The organism is Pseudomonas sp. PK-RTE-24 (assembly GCF_054052265.1).
The window spans coordinates 3,791,307-3,809,455 of record NZ_CM133224.1 but is presented as its reverse complement, the minus strand read 5'-3'; the positions used below and the strand labels follow the sequence as shown (position 1 = coordinate 3,809,455).

Below are 18,149 nucleotides of genomic sequence, written 5' to 3'. Positions count from 1 at the left end.
TATCCTTGCAGGCTTGTCCATCGAATCGAGTCGCAGCATGTCAGCGTTTTTGTCCGCCCGGGATGTGTGTCAGCGTCTGCGCGAAGCTGCGCTGGGCGTGCTTGCGTTCGAAGTCTGCGAGGTAATGTCCCAGTCCGGGCTGATTGCCGTTTACATCGAGGGCTGGCATCTGCTGTTGGACTTCGCCGAGGGACACTTGCATCACTGTGAATACGCGCGCAACTGCGCCGGGGATGAAGCGACGCTGGACACTTGGCAGCGTTATGGCACGGACCCGGTGAGTCTGCTCAGCACATGGGAACTGGCGCAGATCGAGCGGTTGCTGCGTGATGCGAATCGCGTCCAAACCTAGTGCATCGTTTCCGACTGCGGTGCTCTCTGATGTTGAGACCGACCAAATGCCTGTGGGAGCGAGCCTGCTCGCGAAGGCGGTATATCAGTCGGTTTGATGTTGGCTGTCATAGCGCTTTCGCGAGCAGGCTCGCTCCCACAGGGGGTTTGTGTGAGTTCAGAAGGTGATTTGGGCTGCCGGTTTGACGTCGATCCGTGCCACGGAACTGGTCAGGGCGGCGAAGTCCTTGTTGTGTTGGGCAATGATGTCTTCGGCGCTCATGTTGCCGTTATCGACCGTCGAATGTGCATCTTGCGCGACTACGACGTCGTAGCCCAGCTTATGCGCGCTGCGCACCGTGGCGTTGACGCAGTAATCGGTTTGCAGGCCGCAGATGATCAGGCGTTCGAAGTCCTCGCTGGGCAGCAGCTTGCCGAGATCGGTCTGGTAGAAAGAATCCCCGGTAGTCTTGCCTACACGCAGGTCTTTCGTCGAAGTCAGCAAACCTTCGGCCAGTTGCCAACCGTCCGCGCCATGCACGAACGGACCGTCCTTTTCTTCGTGCTGAATCAACACCACCGGAACGCCAGCTGTGCGGGCGCGTTGGCTGAGATCATTGATCGTGGCGATCACGCGGTCGATTTCAAAACACTGATATTCACCAGCACACAGTGCTTGCTGGACGTCGATGATCAGTAATGCGGTGGTCATGTCGAGCCTTCCTTGATCAGTCCTTGAGATGGGGCGGACCTGAGCCCGCCCCTTTTTACTCCGCTCAGTAACCCAGTGACAAGCCGGTATTACGCCGTGGATCATTGGCGCCGTAGAAGCGATTCTTGCCAACCGGTTTGCCGTCCAGTGACGGCGCGCCGACCAGAATCGCGGCGATGTGGTTGGGATCCTGCGGGCCGGCAAACTTGTGGCCCCAGCTCTCGAGGAGCTTTTTCGTATCCGGGCTGGCGGCGAAGTCTTCGAGGTTGGTTTCCTCCGGCATCCACTGCTGATGGAAGCGCGGCGCGTCGACCGCTTCCTGCAGGCCCATGCCGTAATCGATCACATTAAGCATGGTCAGCAAGGTCGCGGTGATGATCCGGCTACCACCCGGCGTGCCGACCACCATCACCACTTTGCCATCCTTGGTGACGATGGTCGGACTCATTGACGACAGCGGCGCCTTGCCCGGCGCGATGGCATTGGCTTCCCCCTGAACCAGACCGTACATGTTCGGCACGCCGACCTTGGAGGTGAAGTCGTCCATTTCATCGTTGAGAATCACCCCGGTCTTGCTCGCCATCACGCCTGCGCCGAACCAGTCGTTGAGGGTGTAGGTGACCGAGACCGCATTGCCCCACTTGTCGACGATCGAATAGTGCGTGGTGTTGCTGCCTTCATGCGGCGCTACACCGGGTTTGAGCTCAGCCGACACGCCGGCCTTTTGCGGCTGGATGGCGTTGCGCAGTTTGGTCGCATAGTTCTTGTCCAGCAGGTGCTCGATCGGATTCTTCACGAAATCCGGATCGCCGAGGTAGCTGTTGCGATCAACGTACGCGTGGCGCATCGCTTCGATCTGGTAGTGCATGCCCTGAGCGGAATGGAAGCCCAGGTCCTTCATCGGATAGCCTTCGAGGATATTCATGATCTGGCAGATCACCACCCCGCCGGAGCTGGGCGGTGGCGCCGAGACTACGTGATAGCCGCGATAATCGCATTCCACCGGGGCCAGTTCGCGAGTCTTGTATTTGTCCAGGTCGGCCTGGCTGATGATGCCTTTGTTGGCTTGGCTGGACGTGACAATGGCATCGGCGACCCAACCTTTGTAGAAGCCGTCGGCGCCCTTCTCGGAAATCGTCCGCAGGGTTTTCGCCAGATCCTTCTGCACCAGTTTCTGCCCGACCTGCATCGGCTCGCCGTTGCTGAGGAAGATCGAGCCGGAATCGCGCATGTCCTTCTTGAACACATCCGTCGCGTATTCGAGCAGCTCGACATCGCCCTGCTGCAGCTCGAAACCGTCTTCGGCCAGTTTGATCGCCGGGGCAATCATGTCCTTGCGCTGTTTGGTGCCATATTTGCTCAGCGCCAGCTCCATGCCGGACACAGTGCCCGGCACCCCGACGGCCAGATGGCCGCGGGTGCTCAGGTCCGGGATGACGTTACCGTCCTTGTCCAGATACATGTTGGCGGTCGCTGCCAGCGGGGCTTTCTCGCGGAAGTCGAGAAAGGTCTTGCGTCCGTCCGCCAGTTGAATGGTCATGAACCCGCCACCGCCAAGATTGCCCGCAGCCGGGTAGACCACCGCCAGCGCATAGCCCACGGCCACTGCCGCATCCACGGCATTGCCGCCGTTTTTCAACACATCGACGCCGACATGGGTCGCCAGATGTTGCGCGGTGACCACCATGCCGTTTTCCGCCGCCACCGGCGCCACCGATGCCGCGTGAGCCATGAGACAGCTGAGCGCCAGGGAGGTCGCAATGAGCGATCTGGCCAAAGGTTCGTACTTCATGAGTCGATCTCTTTTTGTTTTTGGGGACTGCGCAAAACGCAGGGCAACGCTTCAGAAGCAACAAGCAGTATGGTCGGCTTTGCGTATTGCGCCTCCCCGTTCAGCCAGTGTGCTGAGCCATCGCAGCCGTTGGCAGCTCCTGCCCGAATCAAGCGAAGAGGTTATTCATCGCTGCGTATTGCAACAGCATGATGGTCTTGGCGTCACAGATCTCGCCGCGTTGAAATGCTGCCAGTGCCTTATCGAAGCCCCATTCGAGCACTTCCAGTTCTTCGGTTTCCTCTTCCAGCCCACCACCGTCGCTGACTTTGGACGCGGCGTCGTATTCGGCGATAAAAAAGTGCAGCTTCTCCGTCACCGAGCCGGGGCTCATATACGCCTCGAATACTTTCTTCACGTCATGCACGCGATAACCGGTTTCCTCCTCGGCTTCGTCACGAATGCGTTGCTCCGGCGCGGCACCTTCCAGCAACCCCGCCGCCACCTCGATCAACAATCCATCGTGGCCGTTGACGAACACCGGCAAACGAAACTGGCGGGTCAGCACCACCGTGCGCTTTTCGCGGTTGAACAGCAGAATCGCCGCGCCGTTGCCCCGGTCGTAGACCTCGCGGGTCTGGCGCTGCCATTCGCCGTTGTTGCGGTGGTAATCAAAAGTGATTTTCTTCAACAGATACCAGTCGTGGGACAACACCTGTGTGTCGACGATGTTGACCCGTTCGGCTGTGTTGGACATCGCGTCTGATCCTGTCTTCATGGGGGACTGCCATGGTCGGACAATTGCGCCGACAAAAAAAGCCCGGCAGCGCTACCGGGCTCGTTCAGCCTGGGTTGTTACTGGAAGTCGACGTCGAAGGCCTGGTAGAAGGCGTTGCCGGTGTTGGCGACGATCCACATCAGCACAATGACGTGATGACCCTTCTTGTTCGTCGGCAGTTGCACTTGGTGATCAACCTTGGCCTTCAATTCGCCGGCATGGCTGTAATACGGCACTTGCAGGTAGAAGTCTTCGAAGAACGGCTGGGTTTCGAGCTGCGCACGGCTGATGCGTTGCTGTGGATCCCAGCCGTCTTTGGTGATCAGCCAGCGATAACCACGGGTGGTGTGCGGCGCGGTGTACGCCCAGCTGACCTCGAGAATCTGCCCCGGATCGACATTAAGCAGCGGCCAGTTGAATGAACGGCCGAGCTTCTTGCTCATCTCGTCGTCGGTGTAATTGACGCAATCGCGGGCATCGGTCTTGCCGCCGCTGAGAATGTAGCCATCGGCCGGCGGCGCGACGCTGTCCGAGTCGGTCTCGAAGGGTTGCGGGAACGGCCCGGCATTCACGGCCGGAAAGTTTTTGCCGCCCTCCATTTCATTGACTTGCCAAGCGCCGAGCAAGCCGAGGTCAATGGCCACTGCGCCGCGACTTGCTGGCGAGATGACACGACCGTGTTTGAGTTGGGTTTGTGGGATTGCCTGATTCATCATGTTCACTCCGTTGATTTGAGAACTCTCCTTCCCGAGGAGAGGCCTTCAAGCTAACGGAGGTGAATTTTTTGTCCATCGGCGCTTTTGTCACAGTCCCACCGTGCAAGACGTAAAAAGCCCGGAAATACTGGATGCATAACCAGTGCTCGACGACGCATCGCACTCAACGTGTAGCTGAACACCTACACGCCGAGTCGCCTTTGGTCATTCAGACAGTTGCGCCTGATACTCCTTTTCGTACTGCCCGGCGAGTTGCGTTTTCTGTTTATCGTCGAGCAGTTTGCCGGCCATTTGGAAGAACTTGTGCTCTTCTTCCTCGAGGTGATGATGAACCTTGTCGGAGAGCTTCTTGGCCGTGACCAGCCACGCCGGACTGGACATCTCGGTCTCGTCGAGTTCTTCCATCATCTCGTCCATTTCGTGGTGCTCGGCGATGGCGTGGCGGCTCAGGTCAACGCCTTCGTCGATTTCCATCAACGGGATGTAGAAGTGCCGCTCTTCAGCGGTTTCATGCGCTTGCAGTTCTGCTTTGAGCTGCTTGTAGGCCTCGACCCGCTCAGGGCTGTCGCCGCTGGTCGCGATCAGAGCCTTGGCGTAAGTGCGCTGGCGCTCGTGGCTTTCGCGCAGGGCTTCAAAAATATTCACGGGATTTCCTCATCAATCGCGCTCAGGGAAAGACGCGATAAAAGCCTAGACCGCAACGCTGGTTTGACGGTTCCGCTTGTTCGATCGAAGGGCTTGGAGGCGTTTGCCCGGACGGGTTAGGCTGGGCGTTCAATCACACAAGGAAGTCATGCATGAATTTGCGTATCGAGTTGACGGACAATCCTACCGAGGAACAGCGTCAGGCCATTCTCCAACCGTTGATTGAATACAACGATGCGAAGACCGGCATATCGAAAACCGAGCCGTTCGCCTTGATGGTAAAAGATGAGTATGGCGCGATACTGGGCGGGTTGTACGGGCGAGTGACTTTGCGCTGGATGTTCATCGATTTGCTGTCAGTACCGGAACAAAGTCGCGGAGAGGGGATTGGTTCCCGGTTAATGGCACAGGCAGAAGCGTTGGCCGAAGACAGGAACTGCTACGGAATCTGGCTCGACACCTTCGATTTTCAGGCGCCGGAGTTCTACAAGAAGCTGGGCTTCAGCCAGTTCGGTGAGATCGTTGACTATCCACCGGGGCACAAGCGGCATTTTTTCCAAAAGCGGCTGATCAACTGACTGTGTCGCTCTTTGCGCAAGCAGGCTCGCTCCCACACTGGAAAGCATTCAATCGGTGGGAGCGAGCCTGCTCGCGAAAGCGCCAGCCGCCTCGACACACAATCAGAGGCAGGTCGCCATCGCCGCCATGCGCCGCATCGCGACAAAATCACTCTTCTGCGCGTAATAGTTCAAGGTTGTGCCGGACGCTTCGGTGATCACATCGACAAACGACTCCGCTGAACGCGTGTAGACCGTCGTGCCGCCAGACTCGCGCGGCTCCAGATAGGCCGCCGCGTCCACGCCGAAAACCGCTTCGTCCTGCCAGGCGAATTGCACGCACCGGGCGACGTCTTTCTCCGGCTTGTCCGAGGTCAGGACCTTGTCCGGGCTCTTGCTGCGAGCATCGTTCATCACCGAACCGGCGCACCCGGCCAACAGGGCCGCCGCCAGCACTACCATCAGCATTCGCATTGCATTTGCTCATCGAGAAAAAAGCGGACTGTAGCACTGCGACGCGGCAAATCGTTCTGCTTTACTGTTTTTATGCGCGACACGCGTGAGCAGCTGCGGCACTCTGAGATCTTCAGCCACACAAGGACATTACATGGCGCCTAGCGACCAACGACATGAACACGCCTTGAAACTGTTTCTCGATGCGCGACCCGAACTGCGTGAGACTCTCGACCACCTCAATCCGCTGTTGGCTCAGGCCAAGGGTGAAACCCAGGCGCAGTACCGCGAAGAACGCTTGCATGAAGCATTCGAGGCTGAGGCGGAAAGCCAGGGGTTGTTTGCCTGGGAGCTGACGTTGCAGCTGACCGCTGATTCACCGGAGGACTATCAGGCGCAACGCCTGGAAGTGCATCGGGAAGTGGCGGAAATGGCGGGGATGGACTGGATCGAGTATTGCGATCTTTACGGCATCACCCCGTAATCGATGTAGGAGCTGCCGAAGGCTGCGATCTTTTGATTTTGCCTTCAAGATCAAAAGATCGCAGCCTTCGGCAGCTCCTACAAAGGTATCTGCGTAAAACTCGGGTTTCGCGGCACGAGCGATAAAGCTTTATCATGGCCGCAGTTTCGCTGATCGAGTCCATCATGAAGTTCGCCATCGCGCTGTTTTCCGCCGCCCATGCGCCCTCCTCGCGCCGTGCCCTGCTGTTTGCCCAGGCCGCGCTGGCCGGCGGCCATGAGATTGTCCGGCTGTTCTTCTATCAGGACGGCGTGTTCAACGCCTCCGATGCAGTGGTGACGCCGCAGGATGAACTGGATTTGCCCAAGCAATGGCGCGCCTTCATCAACGAAAGGCAACTGGATGGCGTGGTCTGCATCGCCGCCGCTCTGCGCCGTGGCGTGTTGAACGAAGAAGAATCCAAGCGTTACCAGCGTGAAGCGATTTCGCTGAGCGCGCCGTGGGAATTGTCCGGTCTGGGTCAATTGCACGATGCCGTGCAGGACGCTGACCGTCTCATCTGTTTCGGAGGCGCTTGAACATGGCCAAATCGCTGTTGATCATCAGCCGCCAATCGCCATGGTCCGGCCCCGGTGCGCGGGAAGCGCTGGATATCGTGCTGGCCGGTGGCGCCTTTGATCTGCCGATCGGTTTGCTGTTTCTCGATGACGGCGTGCTGCAACTGGCCGCCGGGCAGAACGCCAAGGCCTTGCAGCAGAAAGACCTCAGCGCCAATCTGCAGGCGCTGCCGATGTTTGGTGTCGAAGAGCTGTTCTATTGCGCCGAAAGCGCCAATGCTCGCGGTCTTGGCAACCTGTCGCTGGACGAGGCACAGCCGCTTGCTGCTGACCACATCACCGCCCTTATTGACCGTTACGATCAGGTGATCACCCTCTGATGTCGACTTTGCATGTGTTGTCTCATTCCCCGTTCGGCGACGATCGTCTGAGCAGTTGCCTGCGCCTGCTCGGCAGCGCCGATGCCGTGTTGTTGTCCGGCGATGCGGTGTATGCGCTGCAACCGGACACTGTGCCGTTCTCAACCCTTCAAGAGCGAGCAATCAGACTGTTTGTATTGACTGAGGACGCACAGGCGCGTGCGATCGAGATTCCAGACTGGGCCGAGGCCATCGATTACCCGGCGTTTGTCGAACTGTCGATCCATCACGCCAAGGTCAACAGCTGGCTATGAATTCAATGACCGTCGGCGCCCGCGCCATCGAACTGGACAAGGACGGCTTTCTCGTTGACCTCAGCGACTGGTCGGCTGAAGTCGCCAGCGCCCTCGCCGCCGCAGAAGACATCGAGTTGACGCCTGAACACTGGGAAGTCCTCGAGCTGCTGCGCAGCTTCTACGCCGAATTCCAGCTATCGCCGGCCACGCGGCCGCTGATCAAGTACACCGCGTTGAAACTTGGCGCGGACAAAGGCAACAGCCTGCACCTGAACCGACTGTTCAAAGGCACCCCTGCCAAACTCGCCGCGAAACTGGCGGGCCTGCCCAAACCGACGAATTGCCTATGAACGACTTTCCAGCTTTGACCCTCGAAACGCCTGCCGAGCATCCGTTCGCGCAATTCGTGCGCATTCTCGGCAAGGGCAAGCGCGGCGCCCGCGACCTGACGCGCGAGGAAGCCCGCGAGGCCATGGGCATGGTGCTCGATGACAAGGTCGAAGATACGCAACTGGGTGCCTTCCTGATGTTGCTGCGGCACAAGGAAGAAAGCGCAGAGGAAATGGCCGGTTTCACCGAAGCCCTGCGCGAACGCTTGCAGGCACCGGCGCTGAATGTCGACCTGGACTGGCCGACCTACGCCGGCAAAAAACGCCATCTGCCGTGGTATCTGCTCGCGGCCAAATGCCTGGCGCAAAACGGCGTACGCATCTTCATGCATGGCGGCGGCGCGCACACGGCCGGGCGCCTGTACAGCGAACAACTGCTGGGCGAACTGAACATTCCCCTGTGCCGCAATTGGCAGCAGGTCGGCGCGGCACTGGACAACGGCGGCCTGGCCTTTATGCCGCTGGTGGACTGGGCGCCGCAACTGCAGAAGATGATCGACCTGCGCAATACCTTGGGCCTGCGGTCGCCGATCCACTCGCTGGCGCGAATTCTCAATCCGTTGGGCGCACGCTGCGGCCTGCAAAGCATTTTTCACCCGGGTTACCAGGCGGTGCATCGCGATGCCAGCGGCTTGCTCGGCGACGCGGCAATTGTGGTCAAGGGTGATGGCGGTGAAATCGAGATCAACCCCGACGCCACCAGCCACCTTTATGGCACCAGCGGCGGTCAGAGCTGGGATGAAGAATGGCCGCAGCTGTCAGCGCAGCGCCACGTCAAACCCGCTTCGCTGGAAATCGAGCACTTGAAAGCCGTGTGGCGTGGCGATGTGGTCGACAGTTACCCGCAAATGGCCTTGATTGCGACCATGGCCCTCGCCCTGCGCGGTCTCGGTCAGAATCGCGAAGAGGCGTTCGCAACCGCCGAGCAGTATTGGGCGGCGCGCAACACATCGATCTAACTGATCATTAGCGCCCGATCTTTGCGCTTTTTGTTCGAACTCATCGGAATAGACTCGACTCCAACGAATATTGGTTTTGGGAGTCTTGATCATGGGTTTACTCGTCGACGGCCACTGGCAGGACAAGTGGTACGAAAGCAGCAAGGACGGCGCGTTCCAGCGCGAACAGGCGCAACGCCGCAACTGGGTGACCGCCGACGGTCAACCAGGCCCCAGCGGTGAAGGCGGTTTCACTGCTGAAGCCGGGCGCTATCACCTCTATGTTTCCCTCGCCTGCCCTTGGGCGCATCGCACGCTGATCGTGCGCAAACTCAAAGGGCTGGAAAGTCTCATCGACGTGTCGGTGGTCAGCTGGCTCATGCTGGAGAACGGCTGGACCTTCGACAAGGCGCTCGGTTCGACAGGCGACAAACTCGATGGCTTCGATTTCATGCATCAGCGATACACCGCCGACACGCCTGATTACACCGGGCGCGTGACGGTACCAGTGCTGTGGGACAAGAAACTCAAGCGCATCGTCAGCAATGAATCGGCGGAAATCATCCGCATGTTCAACAGCGCCTTCGACGGGATCACTGGCAACGATCTGGACTTTTATCCGGCGCCGCTACGCAACGAGATCGATGCGCTGAACGAGCGGATCTACCCGGCGGTGAACAACGGTGTCTATCGTGCCGGGTTCGCCACCTCGCAACAGGCATACGAACAGGCGTTCGATGAAGTATTCGCCGAACTGGATCATCTGGAGCAACTGCTGGGTGCCAATCGATACCTGAGCGGGGAATACCTGACCGAGGCCGACGTGCGCCTGTTTACCACGATGATTCGCTTTGACGCGGTGTATCACGGGCACTTCAAGTGCAACCTGCGGCGGATTGCCGATTACCCGAATCTGTCGAACTGGCTGCGCGAGATGTATCAATGGCCGGGTATTGCCGAGACGGTGGATTTCCAGCACATCAAGCATCACTACTATGGCAGCCACAAGACCATCAACCCGACCGGCGTGGTGCCGAAGGGGCCGCAGCAGGATTTCAGCGTAGCGCATGACCGGTCGCGGTTGATCGGGAAAGGGGTTTGGTTAAAGGGCTAACAGCAGAAGCAAAAGATCGCAGCCTTCGGCAGCTCCTGCATGAGAATGCGTTCCTCTGTAGGAGCTGCCGAAGGCTGCGATCTTTTGATCTGACTCAGACCTGCGCTTGAGCCCCTTCAAACCACGCCAGCTTCTCGCGCAGTTGCACCACTTCGCCGACGATCACCAGAGTCGGCGCATGCACTTCATGCTCCGCCACCATTCGCGGCAGATCCGCCAGCGTGCCGGTGAAAACCCGCTGATTGACTGTAGTGCCCTGCTGAATCAACGCCGCCGGGGTATCCGCCGCGCGACCATGCTTGATCAACTGCTCGCAGATAATCGGCAGGCCCACCAGGCCCATGTAGAACACCAGCGTCTGCGCCGGAGCCACCAGGTCAGCCCATGGCAGATCGGTGGAACCATCCTTCAAGTGGCCAGTGACAAACCGCACGGACTGCGCATGGTCACGGTGGGTCAGCGGGATCCCCGCATAAGCGGCGCAACCGCTGGCCGCCGTGATGCCTGGCACCACCTGGAATGGAATACCGTGGGCCGCCAGTTCTTCGATCTCTTCGCCACCGCGGCCGAAGATAAACGGATCGCCGCCCTTCAACCGCACCACACGCTTGCCAGCCTTGGCCAGATCGACCAGTTGCTGGTTGATCTGATCCTGCGGCACGGCGTGTTCGGAGCGCCGCTTGCCGACATACACCCGCTCGGCATCGCGACGGCACAACTCGAGAATCGCCGGCGCCACCAGGCGGTCATAGAGCACCACATCGGCTTGCTGCATCAGACGCAGTGCGCGGAAGGTCAACAGATCCGGATCACCCGGACCGGCACCGACCAGATAAACCTCGCCAGTGGTGACCATTGGCTCGCCATCGACCTTGGCCTGCAACAGGCGCTCGGCTTCAGCGCCCTGCCCGGCCAGTTGACGATCGGCGATCGGGCCCTGGAAAACGTCTTCCCAGAAGCCGCGACGCTGCTGAACATCCGGAAACAGGTTTTTCACCTGATTGCGGAAACGCGCAGCTAATCCAGCCAACTGGCCGTAAGTCGAAGGAATCCAGGTTTCGATTTTCGCGCGGATCAGACGCGCCAGTACCGGCGCATCGCCGCCGCTGGACACGGCGATGATCAACGGCGAGCGATCGACGATCGCCGGGAAGATCACGCTGCACAAGGCCGGCGCATCGACCACGTTGACCGGCACGCAACGGCGGTGGGCGTCGGTGGAGACTTGCGCGTTGAGCGTTTCGTCGTCGGTAGCGGCAATGATCAGCCCGCAACCGTCCAGATCCGTTTCGGCGTAACCGCGCAACAGGCATTCACCGCCGCTGGCAGCGACCAGTTCGGCCAGTTGCGTTTCGATTTCAGGTGCGACCACCCGCAGCAGCGCACCGGCATCGGCCAGCAGGCGGGATTTGCGCAAGGCAATTTCCCCCCCACCGACAACCAACACACGACTGCCGCGCAGGTTGTGAAACAGCGGCAGATATTTCATTTAGCCGATGACCTCAAGGCCACCCATGTACGGCTTGAGCACGTCCGGAACGCGGATCGAACCGTCGGCCTGCTGGTAGTTTTCCAGTACCGCAACCAGAGTACGACCGACCGCCAGACCAGAGCCGTTCAAGGTGTGCACCAGCTCAGGCTTGCCGGTTTCCGGGTTACGGAAACGCGCCTGCATGCGACGCGCCTGGAAGTCACCGCAGTTGGAGCACGAGGAGATTTCGCGGTATTTGTCCTGGCTCGGAATCCACACTTCGAGGTCGTAGGTCTTGACCGCGCTGAAGCCCATGTCGCCAGTGCACAGCGCCAGGGTGCGGTAAGGCAGGCCGAGCAGCTGCAGGACTTTTTCGGCGTTCGCAGTCAGGCTTTCCAGCGCTTCCATCGATTGCGACGGCTCGACGATCTGGACCATTTCGACTTTGTCGAACTGGTGCTGGCGGATCATGCCACGCGTGTCGCGACCCGACGCGCCGGCTTCGCTGCGGAAGCATGGGGTGTGGGCGACAAACTTGATCGGCAACAACTTCGAATCGACGATTTCGCCGGCAACGATGTTGGTCAGCGATACTTCGGCGGTTGGAATCAGGTACAGATCGGCTTCGCCTTCGCGGGCAATCTTGAACAGATCTTCTTCGAACTTCGGCAGCTGGCCGGTACCTTGCAGCGCCGGAGCCTGAACCAGATAAGGCGTGTAAGCCTCTTCGTAGCCATGTTCGGTGACATGCAGGTTGATCATGAACTGCGCCAGCGCACGATGCAGACGCGCGATCGGGCCACGCAACAAGGCGAAACGAGCACCGGACAGCTTGGCGGCGGTTTCAAAATCCAGCCAGCCGAACTTCTCGCCGAGGGCGACGTGGTCTTTCACTTCGAAATCGAACTGGGTCGGGGTGCCCCAGCGGCGCACTTCGACGTTGTCGTCTTCGTCCTTGCCGACCGGAACCGATTCGTGCGGCAGGTTGGGGATACCGAGCAGGATCGAATCGAGTTCGGTCTGGATCGCGTCCAGCTCGACCTTGCCAGCGCTCAGCTCGCCTGCCATGCGCTCGACGTCCGCCATCAGCGGCGCGATGTCTTCGCCGCGCTGCTTGGCCTGCCCGATGGATTTGGAACGCGCGTTACGCTCAGCCTGCAGTGCTTCGGTGCGGGTCTGGACGGTCTTGCGCTGTTCTTCCAGCGCTTCGATGCGCGCAGTGTCCAGGGCAAAGCCACGGGAAGCCAGGCGGTCCGCTACGTCCTGAAGGTTGCTACGTAACAGTTTGGAATCGAGCATGTCGGTTTCTCGTTATCAAAGTTTGGTCAGGGACAGGCCGGCCCACGTCGCGAGCAGCCCGCCGAATACGCTGAGTGCCGCGTAGCCCAGGGCCAGCAACACTTGCCCGCTTTCCAGCAGGCGCACCGTATCCAGTGAAAAGGATGAAAAAGTCGTCAGCCCCCCGAGGAAGCCGACCATCAACCCGGCGCGCACCTCGATCGGCACCTCCGGGCGTATCAGAAACAGGCCGTACAACACGCCAATCAGCAGGCAGCCCACGATATTAACGGCCAGCGTCGCGGTATAGAAGTGCCGCGGCCAATTGGCGCTGACCCAATTACCGGTGGCGAAGCGCAACAAGGTGCCGGCAACACCGCCGACCGACACTGCGAGTATCAATGGAACCACTATTTTCTCCGCTGCCGAGGGCTCAGACGATCGAGTTGAGCGAGGTGATTGAGTTTTTCGCCGATCTTCAACTCCAGGCCGCGGGGTACGGGCTGATAGAACGGAATCGGCTCGAGTTCTTCCGGAAAATAGTCTTCACCGGCAGCATAAGCATCCGGTTCATCATGGGCATAGCGGTATTCGTCGCCATAACCCAATTGCTTCATCAGCTTGGTCGGTGCATTGCGCAGGTGCAGCGGGACTTCCAGCGAGCCGTTCTCAGCCGCTGCGCGCAGCGCGGTTTTGAAGCCCATGTACACCGCATTGCTTTTCGGTGCGCAGGCCAGATAAGTAATGGCCTGGGCGACTGCCAATTCGCCCTCGGGGCTGCCGAGACGCTCCTGCACTTCCCACGCCGCCAGGCACAGGCTCAGCGCACGCGGGTCGGCGTTGCCGATGTCTTCGCTGGCCATGCGCACCACGCGCCGGGCCAGATACAGCGGATCGCAACCGCCGTCGATCATCCGCGCAAACCAGTACAGCGCGCCGTCGGGATTGGAGCCGCGCACGGATTTGTGCAGCGCCGAGATCTGGTCGTAAAACGCTTCACCGCCCTTGTCGAAACGTCGGCGCGTATCGCCGAGCAGGCTTTGCAGCAACTCGGTGCCGATTTCGCTGTTGTCTTCGGCCAGATCAGAGGCGTTTTCCAGCAGATTGAGCAGGCGCCGGCCATCGCCATCGGCGGCCGACAGCAGCATCTGGAAGCCTTCATCGCTCAGGGTCAGGTTGCGCTTGCCCAGGCCGCGCTCTTCGGTCAAAGCCCGATGCACCAGTTTGCGCAGCGCCGCCTCGTCGAGGCTTTTCAGCACGTAGACGCGGGCACGCGATAACAAAGCGTTGTTCAGTTCGAACGAAGGGTTTTCGGTGGTGGCGCCGATGAAGATCAGCGTGCCGTCTTCAACGTAGGGCAGAAACGCGTCCTGCTGCGACTTGTTGAAGCGGTGCACTTCATCGACAAACAGGATCGTGCGCTTGCCGTACTGGCCGGCCTGCTGCTTGGCGATTTCAACGGCCTGGCGGATTTCCTTGACCCCGGCGAGCACCGCCGAAACCGTTTCGAAGTGCGCATCGGAGACTTCTGCGAGCAAGCGCGCCAGGGTGGTCTTGCCCACGCCCGGCGGTCCCCAGAAGATCATCGAATGCAGCGCGCCCTGCTCCAGCGCCTCACGCAAAGGCTTGCCGCGAGCGAGCACGTGTTCCTGACCGACGTACTCATCCAGATTGGCCGCACGCAGACGGGCGGCCAAGGGTTGGGCAATCGGTGCACTGCGAAACAGATCCATCACGTAGCGTTGAAACCTCTGATTTTCTGAAATCTGCTGAAGAACCTGTGGTGAGCGGATTTATCCCCGTTGGGCTGCGAAGCGGCCCCAAAAGCGACGACTGCTGCGCAGCCGGACGGGGATAAATCCCCTCGCCACAATAGCCCCTCAATAGCAGGCCCTCACCACAAAGGCCCTGACACAAAGTGCCGGTGTTTATTCCTGGATAACGTCGGCACCTTTGGGAATGTCGAATTTGAACTTGGACGCAGGCACCGCTTCGTTGGCCTTGACCCCGGTAAACAGGATATTGGTGCGCTGGCCGACGCTGTCAATCAGTTGCATGTCATTGAGCAGGCCGTTGCGGAACGACAGGCGCAGATTGTCGAACAGGGTGTCCTTGGTTTTCGGCTTCAGGGTGAAGTCGATCACGCCGCCCGCCTCTTTCGCGCTGATATCGAAGCTCTGGCTGATCTTCGAGACATCGCCGGACAACAGCAAGGCCGGCGTCTGGGTCAGACGCTCATCGAGCTTCTTGATGGTTGCCTGCTCCAGATCCGGGTCCCACAGGGTGACTTTCTTGCCATCGGAGACCATGGTCTGCTCGGCCGGCGCATTGGTGTGCCAGTAGAACAGGCCCGGACGCTGCAGGGTCATGTTGCCGGTGGTTTCCTGCAACTGGGTGCCGGTGCCATCGAGGGTCAACTGCGAAAAGTTCGCCGACAGGGTTTTCGATGTTTCGAGCAATTGGGTCAGACGCGCCACGTCCTTTTCATCGGCGTGGGCCGTGAGTGTGGTCAGCGCCAGTACTGGCAACAGCATGCGGATAAGGCGCATGAGAGTCCTCTTGAATACTCGTGGGAGAGCGAGTGGCGCGTCATTGCGCCACTCGAGTCGTTGCGTTTCAGTCGCGTACCGGGCCCGGGGCCAGGACTTCACGCGAACCGTTGGTGTTCATTGAGGTAACGACGCCGGCCATTTCCATCGCCTCGATCATCCGCGCGGCACGGTTGTAGCCGATCTTCAGCTTGCGCTGCACAGCGGAAATCGACGCACGACGACTTTCGAGGACGAACTGCACCGCTTCGTCATACAGCGCGTCGGCTTCCGGATCATCACCGTCGCCACCACCGCTGCTGCCTTCAAAGCCGCTGCCCGCCTCTTCGACACCGTTGAGAATGTCGTCGTTGTACTCAGGCGCACCGCGCAATTTCCAGGCCTCGACCACGCGGTGAACCTCATCGTCGGAGACGAACGCGCCGTGAACCCGGATCGGCAAACTGGTGCCCGGCGGCATGTAGAGCATGTCACCGTGACCGAGCAGTTGCTCGGCGCCACCCTGGTCGATGATGGTTCGCGAGTCGATCTTGCTCGATACCTGAAACGCCATACGAGTCGGGATGTTGGCTTTGATCAGACCAGTGATCACGTCCACCGACGGGCGCTGGGTGGCAAGAATCAAGTGAATCCCCGCCGCACGCGCCTTTTGCGCAATACGTGCGATCAGCTCTTCAACCTTCTTGCCGACGATCATCATCATGTCGGCGAATTCGTCCACCACTACGACGATGGTCGGCAGTTTCTGCAGCAGCGGCGCTTCGTCGTGAATGCTTTCGCGCTTGTACAGCGGATCGCTCAACGGCTCGCCGGCATCCTGGGCTTCCTTGACCTTGGCGTTGAAGCCGGACAGGTTACGCACGCCCATTTTCGCCATCAGCTTGTAGCGACGCTCCATCTCGGCAACGCTCCAGCGCAAGGCGTTGGCAGCGTCCTTCATGTCGGTCACAACCGGGCAGAGCAGGTGCGGAATGCCTTCGTAGATCGACAGCTCAAGCATTTTCGGGTCGATCATGATCAGCTTGGCGTCGTCAGGGCCGGACTTGAACAGGATCGACAGAATCATCGCGTTCACGCCCACGGACTTACCGGAACCGGTGGTACCGGCCACCAGCAAGTGCGGCATCTTCGCCAGGTCGGTGATGACCGGCTTGCCGCCGATATCGTGACCGAGCGCCAGGGTGACCGGGGATTTGAAGTTGTCGTACTCGGGGGTCGACAGCACCTCGGAGAAACGTACGATCTGGCGGTCTTCGTTGGGAATCTCGATACCGACAGTGGTCTTGCCCGGAATCACCTCGACCACCCGCACACTGGTCACCGCCAGCGAACGCGCCAGGTCTTTGGCCAGGTTGGCGATGCGGCTGACTTTTACCCCGGCGGCAGGCTGGATTTCGTATCGGGTAATCACTGGACCCGGATGGATCGAATCAACGGTGACTTCGACGCCGAATTCCTTGAGCTTGATTTCCAGCAAGTGGCCGACTGCTGCCAAGGACTCAGGCGAATAGTTGAGCTGTTTCTTTTCCGCAGGATCAAGAATCGAGATCGGCGGCAAGGTGCCTTCGACCGCGCTGTCGACGAACAACGGCGCCTGCTTCTCTTTCTGCACGCGCTTGCTCGGCTCCGGCGCCTTGGCCGGTGCCGGCGCGATCACCGGTGGCACCTGCTTCTCGCGGTCGGACATGTGCTTGCTCAACGCTTGCTCACGCTCGATCAGGCGTTCCTTGACCTTGGCCTGTTCGCGTTTGTCGGTGACAGTCGGTGCGACCACATCGTGGACGCGGTCATCAACCTCACGCAGTTGCGCAACCAGTTGCTTGCGTTCAGTGCGCGCCGACCACCAGCGGTTGAGCGCGCCCTGGAACAGCTCGAACAGATCGAGGGTGATCTTGCCGGTGACGTCCATCACCTTGAACCACGACAGGTCGGTGAATACGGTCAGGCCGAACAGGAACAGAGCGATGAACAACAGCGTGCTGCCCTGGATGTTCAGCGCATTCTTCGCCAGATCGCCAAGGCTTTCGCCCAGGGCACCGCCAGCACCGGCCGGCAGACCGGTCGCGGCATGGAAATGAATGTGCGCCAGCGCAGCACCGGAGAGCACGAGGAATACCAGGCCGATCAGACGCCAGGAAAACAGCCAGCCGCTCCACTGCCATGGTTCGTGGCGTTGACGGAAGATCTGGTACGCCTTGACCGCCAGCAGCAACGGAAAGATATAGGCGAAGTAACCGAGCACCATGAACAGGATATCGGCGCTGTACGAGCCGGCCGGGCCGCCGAAGTTCTGCACATCGTCGATCTTGCTGTTATGGCTCCACCCCGGATCGTCCTTGCCGTAGGTCAGCAAAGCCATCATCAGGAACAGGCACAAAGCGCCAATGGCGATCAATGCACCTTCCTTGAGCCGGTAGTGCAGTTGCTGGCGCCAGAGCGGAACGACTGTTTTGGGTGCTTCGGTGGTCTTCTTCAAAACGCTTCTTTTCCTGCGCCCGAGGCGCGTCCATCTATTGAATGACGATAAAAAACTGCCCAATCCAGGCAGGTAAAAAAGGTGAAAAGCTCAACTGGGACTACTTTTAACACTGTGCCACTGGTTTTATAAACACAGCCATAAACACTGTGCGCAGCGTATAGCCTGTCACAACCCGGCATTGTACGGGTTTGTGCGTCCGATGCCATGTTTGAGACCCCAGCCTTGAGCATAGCCAAACGTACATGCACTGCGTTGCAATTGGAGCATGCATTCTCTTTTGTGACAAAGGCTTAT

21 protein-coding genes are annotated in these 18,149 nt (G+C 59.5%); 9 read left to right on the top strand and 12 right to left on the bottom strand.

Annotated features, from left to right (window positions below):
* Positions 1–37 precede the first annotated feature (37 nt).
* The gene (locus ACV8MC_RS17220) at positions 38–352 is read left to right on the top strand and encodes a DUF7693 family protein (protein ID WP_150741133.1); all 315 of its coding nucleotides are present in this window, start codon (positions 38–40) and stop codon (positions 350–352) included.
* Between the two features lie 156 nt (positions 353–508).
* On the opposite strand, the gene ACV8MC_RS17215 is transcribed toward ACV8MC_RS17220, so the two are convergent.
* From ACV8MC_RS17215 to ACV8MC_RS17195, 5 genes are all read right to left on the bottom strand, one after another.
* On the bottom strand, positions 509–1,042 hold the full coding sequence (locus ACV8MC_RS17215) for a cysteine hydrolase family protein (RefSeq protein WP_095182052.1): 534 nt from the start codon (positions 1,040–1,042) through the stop codon (positions 509–511).
* A gap of 64 nt (positions 1,043–1,106) precedes the next feature.
* Positions 1,107–2,834, bottom strand: a complete 1,728-nt coding sequence (gene ggt, locus ACV8MC_RS17210; protein ID WP_041477051.1) for a gamma-glutamyltransferase — start codon at positions 2,832–2,834, stop codon at positions 1,107–1,109.
* Between the two features lie 148 nt (positions 2,835–2,982).
* Entirely contained in the window at positions 2,983–3,570 is a 588-nt protein-coding gene (locus ACV8MC_RS17205) for an NUDIX domain-containing protein (RefSeq protein ID WP_252867859.1), read from the bottom strand.
* Between the two features lie 98 nt (positions 3,571–3,668).
* A complete protein-coding gene (locus ACV8MC_RS17200) occupies positions 3,669–4,304 on the bottom strand; it encodes a lytic polysaccharide monooxygenase auxiliary activity family 9 protein (protein ID WP_041477375.1) in 636 nt (211 codons plus the stop codon).
* Between the two features lie 207 nt (positions 4,305–4,511).
* Positions 4,512–4,952, bottom strand: a complete 441-nt coding sequence (locus ACV8MC_RS17195; protein ID WP_252882277.1) for a hemerythrin domain-containing protein — start codon at positions 4,950–4,952, stop codon at positions 4,512–4,514.
* A 152-nt stretch (positions 4,953–5,104) separates the two neighbouring features.
* Here ACV8MC_RS17195 and ACV8MC_RS17190 point away from each other — a divergent pair, with 152 nt between their 5' ends.
* Positions 5,105–5,530, top strand: a complete 426-nt coding sequence (locus ACV8MC_RS17190) for a GNAT family N-acetyltransferase (protein ID WP_095182055.1) — start codon at positions 5,105–5,107, stop codon at positions 5,528–5,530.
* Positions 5,531–5,632: 102 nt separating this feature from the next.
* Here ACV8MC_RS17190 and ACV8MC_RS17185 read toward each other — a convergent pair whose 3' ends face one another.
* On the bottom strand, positions 5,633–5,983 hold the full coding sequence (locus ACV8MC_RS17185; protein WP_024013401.1) for a hypothetical protein: 351 nt from the start codon (positions 5,981–5,983) through the stop codon (positions 5,633–5,635).
* A gap of 133 nt (positions 5,984–6,116) precedes the next feature.
* Here ACV8MC_RS17185 and ACV8MC_RS17180 point away from each other — a divergent pair, with 133 nt between their 5' ends.
* From ACV8MC_RS17180 to ACV8MC_RS17150, 7 genes are all read left to right on the top strand, one after another.
* Positions 6,117–6,446, top strand: a complete 330-nt coding sequence (locus tag ACV8MC_RS17180) for a DUF6388 family protein (protein WP_041477057.1) — start codon at positions 6,117–6,119, stop codon at positions 6,444–6,446.
* Positions 6,447–6,610: 164 nt separating this feature from the next.
* Positions 6,611–7,003: a sulfurtransferase complex subunit TusD gene (gene tusD / locus ACV8MC_RS17175; protein WP_457262728.1), complete on the top strand. Its 393-nt coding sequence runs from the start codon at positions 6,611–6,613 to the stop codon at positions 7,001–7,003.
* A gap of 2 nt (positions 7,004–7,005) precedes the next feature.
* The gene (gene tusC / locus ACV8MC_RS17170) at positions 7,006–7,362 is read left to right on the top strand and encodes a sulfurtransferase complex subunit TusC (RefSeq protein WP_095182056.1); all 357 of its coding nucleotides are present in this window, start codon (positions 7,006–7,008) and stop codon (positions 7,360–7,362) included.
* The gene (gene tusB, locus ACV8MC_RS17165) at positions 7,362–7,655 is read left to right on the top strand and encodes a sulfurtransferase complex subunit TusB (RefSeq protein ID WP_457262726.1); all 294 of its coding nucleotides are present in this window, start codon (positions 7,362–7,364) and stop codon (positions 7,653–7,655) included. The genes tusC and tusB overlap by 1 nt, the downstream gene beginning before the upstream one ends.
* On the top strand, positions 7,652–7,987 hold the full coding sequence (locus ACV8MC_RS17160) for a TusE/DsrC/DsvC family sulfur relay protein (RefSeq protein WP_016770652.1): 336 nt from the start codon (positions 7,652–7,654) through the stop codon (positions 7,985–7,987). The genes tusB and ACV8MC_RS17160 overlap by 4 nt, the downstream gene beginning before the upstream one ends.
* Positions 7,984–8,985 carry a glycosyl transferase family protein gene (locus tag ACV8MC_RS17155; RefSeq protein WP_252886421.1) on the top strand — a complete coding sequence of 334 codons (1,002 nt, stop codon included), beginning with the start codon at positions 7,984–7,986 and terminating at the stop codon, positions 8,983–8,985. The genes ACV8MC_RS17160 and ACV8MC_RS17155 overlap by 4 nt, the downstream gene beginning before the upstream one ends.
* Before the next feature lie 91 nt (positions 8,986–9,076).
* Complete coding sequence (locus ACV8MC_RS17150; protein ID WP_150741138.1) at positions 9,077–10,078, top strand: glutathione S-transferase family protein; 1,002 nt, start codon at positions 9,077–9,079, stop codon at positions 10,076–10,078.
* A 94-nt stretch (positions 10,079–10,172) separates the two neighbouring features.
* Here ACV8MC_RS17150 and cysG read toward each other — a convergent pair whose 3' ends face one another.
* From cysG to ftsK, 6 genes are all read right to left on the bottom strand, one after another.
* Complete coding sequence (cysG, locus tag ACV8MC_RS17145; protein ID WP_041477064.1) at positions 10,173–11,567, bottom strand: siroheme synthase CysG; 1,395 nt, start codon at positions 11,565–11,567, stop codon at positions 10,173–10,175.
* A complete protein-coding gene (gene serS / locus ACV8MC_RS17140; protein WP_041477066.1) occupies positions 11,568–12,848 on the bottom strand; it encodes a serine--tRNA ligase in 1,281 nt (426 codons plus the stop codon).
* Between the two features lie 15 nt (positions 12,849–12,863).
* The gene (gene crcB, locus ACV8MC_RS17135) at positions 12,864–13,238 is read right to left on the bottom strand and encodes a fluoride efflux transporter CrcB (protein ID WP_016775261.1); all 375 of its coding nucleotides are present in this window, start codon (positions 13,236–13,238) and stop codon (positions 12,864–12,866) included.
* Positions 13,238–14,560: a replication-associated recombination protein A gene (locus ACV8MC_RS17130; RefSeq protein ID WP_042609225.1), complete on the bottom strand. Its 1,323-nt coding sequence runs from the start codon at positions 14,558–14,560 to the stop codon at positions 13,238–13,240. The genes crcB and ACV8MC_RS17130 overlap by 1 nt, the downstream gene beginning before the upstream one ends.
* Before the next feature lie 195 nt (positions 14,561–14,755).
* Complete coding sequence (lolA, locus tag ACV8MC_RS17125; protein WP_016775262.1) at positions 14,756–15,376, bottom strand: outer membrane lipoprotein chaperone LolA; 621 nt, start codon at positions 15,374–15,376, stop codon at positions 14,756–14,758.
* A 67-nt stretch (positions 15,377–15,443) separates the two neighbouring features.
* Complete coding sequence (ftsK, locus tag ACV8MC_RS17120; protein WP_041477069.1) at positions 15,444–17,852, bottom strand: DNA translocase FtsK; 2,409 nt, start codon at positions 17,850–17,852, stop codon at positions 15,444–15,446.
* Positions 17,853–18,149 lie beyond the last annotated feature (297 nt).

Coding starts and splice junctions, on each gene's coding strand:
- tusD (WP_457262728.1), top strand. CDS start 6,611: ATGAAGTTCGCCATCGCGCTGTTTTCCGCCGCCCATGCGCCCTCCTCG.
- ACV8MC_RS17130 (WP_042609225.1), bottom strand. CDS start 14,560: ATGGATCTGTTTCGCAGTGCACCGATTGCCCAACCCTTGGCCGCCCGT.
- ggt (WP_041477051.1), bottom strand. CDS start 2,834: ATGAAGTACGAACCTTTGGCCAGATCGCTCATTGCGACCTCCCTGGCG.
- ACV8MC_RS17220 (WP_150741133.1), top strand. CDS start 38: ATGTCAGCGTTTTTGTCCGCCCGGGATGTGTGTCAGCGTCTGCGCGAA.
- ACV8MC_RS17155 (WP_252886421.1), top strand. CDS start 7,984: ATGAACGACTTTCCAGCTTTGACCCTCGAAACGCCTGCCGAGCATCCG.
- ACV8MC_RS17150 (WP_150741138.1), top strand. CDS start 9,077: ATGGGTTTACTCGTCGACGGCCACTGGCAGGACAAGTGGTACGAAAGC.
- ACV8MC_RS17185 (WP_024013401.1), bottom strand. CDS start 5,983: ATGCGAATGCTGATGGTAGTGCTGGCGGCGGCCCTGTTGGCCGGGTGC.
- ACV8MC_RS17205 (WP_252867859.1), bottom strand. CDS start 3,570: ATGTCCAACACAGCCGAACGGGTCAACATCGTCGACACACAGGTGTTG.
- tusC (WP_095182056.1), top strand. CDS start 7,006: ATGGCCAAATCGCTGTTGATCATCAGCCGCCAATCGCCATGGTCCGGC.
- serS (WP_041477066.1), bottom strand. CDS start 12,848: ATGCTCGATTCCAAACTGTTACGTAGCAACCTTCAGGACGTAGCGGAC.
- ACV8MC_RS17200 (WP_041477375.1), bottom strand. CDS start 4,304: ATGAATCAGGCAATCCCACAAACCCAACTCAAACACGGTCGTGTCATC.
- ACV8MC_RS17160 (WP_016770652.1), top strand. CDS start 7,652: ATGAATTCAATGACCGTCGGCGCCCGCGCCATCGAACTGGACAAGGAC.
- cysG (WP_041477064.1), bottom strand. CDS start 11,567: ATGAAATATCTGCCGCTGTTTCACAACCTGCGCGGCAGTCGTGTGTTG.
- ACV8MC_RS17215 (WP_095182052.1), bottom strand. CDS start 1,042: ATGACCACCGCATTACTGATCATCGACGTCCAGCAAGCACTGTGTGCT.
- ACV8MC_RS17180 (WP_041477057.1), top strand. CDS start 6,117: ATGGCGCCTAGCGACCAACGACATGAACACGCCTTGAAACTGTTTCTC.
- ACV8MC_RS17190 (WP_095182055.1), top strand. CDS start 5,105: ATGAATTTGCGTATCGAGTTGACGGACAATCCTACCGAGGAACAGCGT.
- tusB (WP_457262726.1), top strand. CDS start 7,362: ATGTCGACTTTGCATGTGTTGTCTCATTCCCCGTTCGGCGACGATCGT.
- lolA (WP_016775262.1), bottom strand. CDS start 15,376: ATGCGCCTTATCCGCATGCTGTTGCCAGTACTGGCGCTGACCACACTC.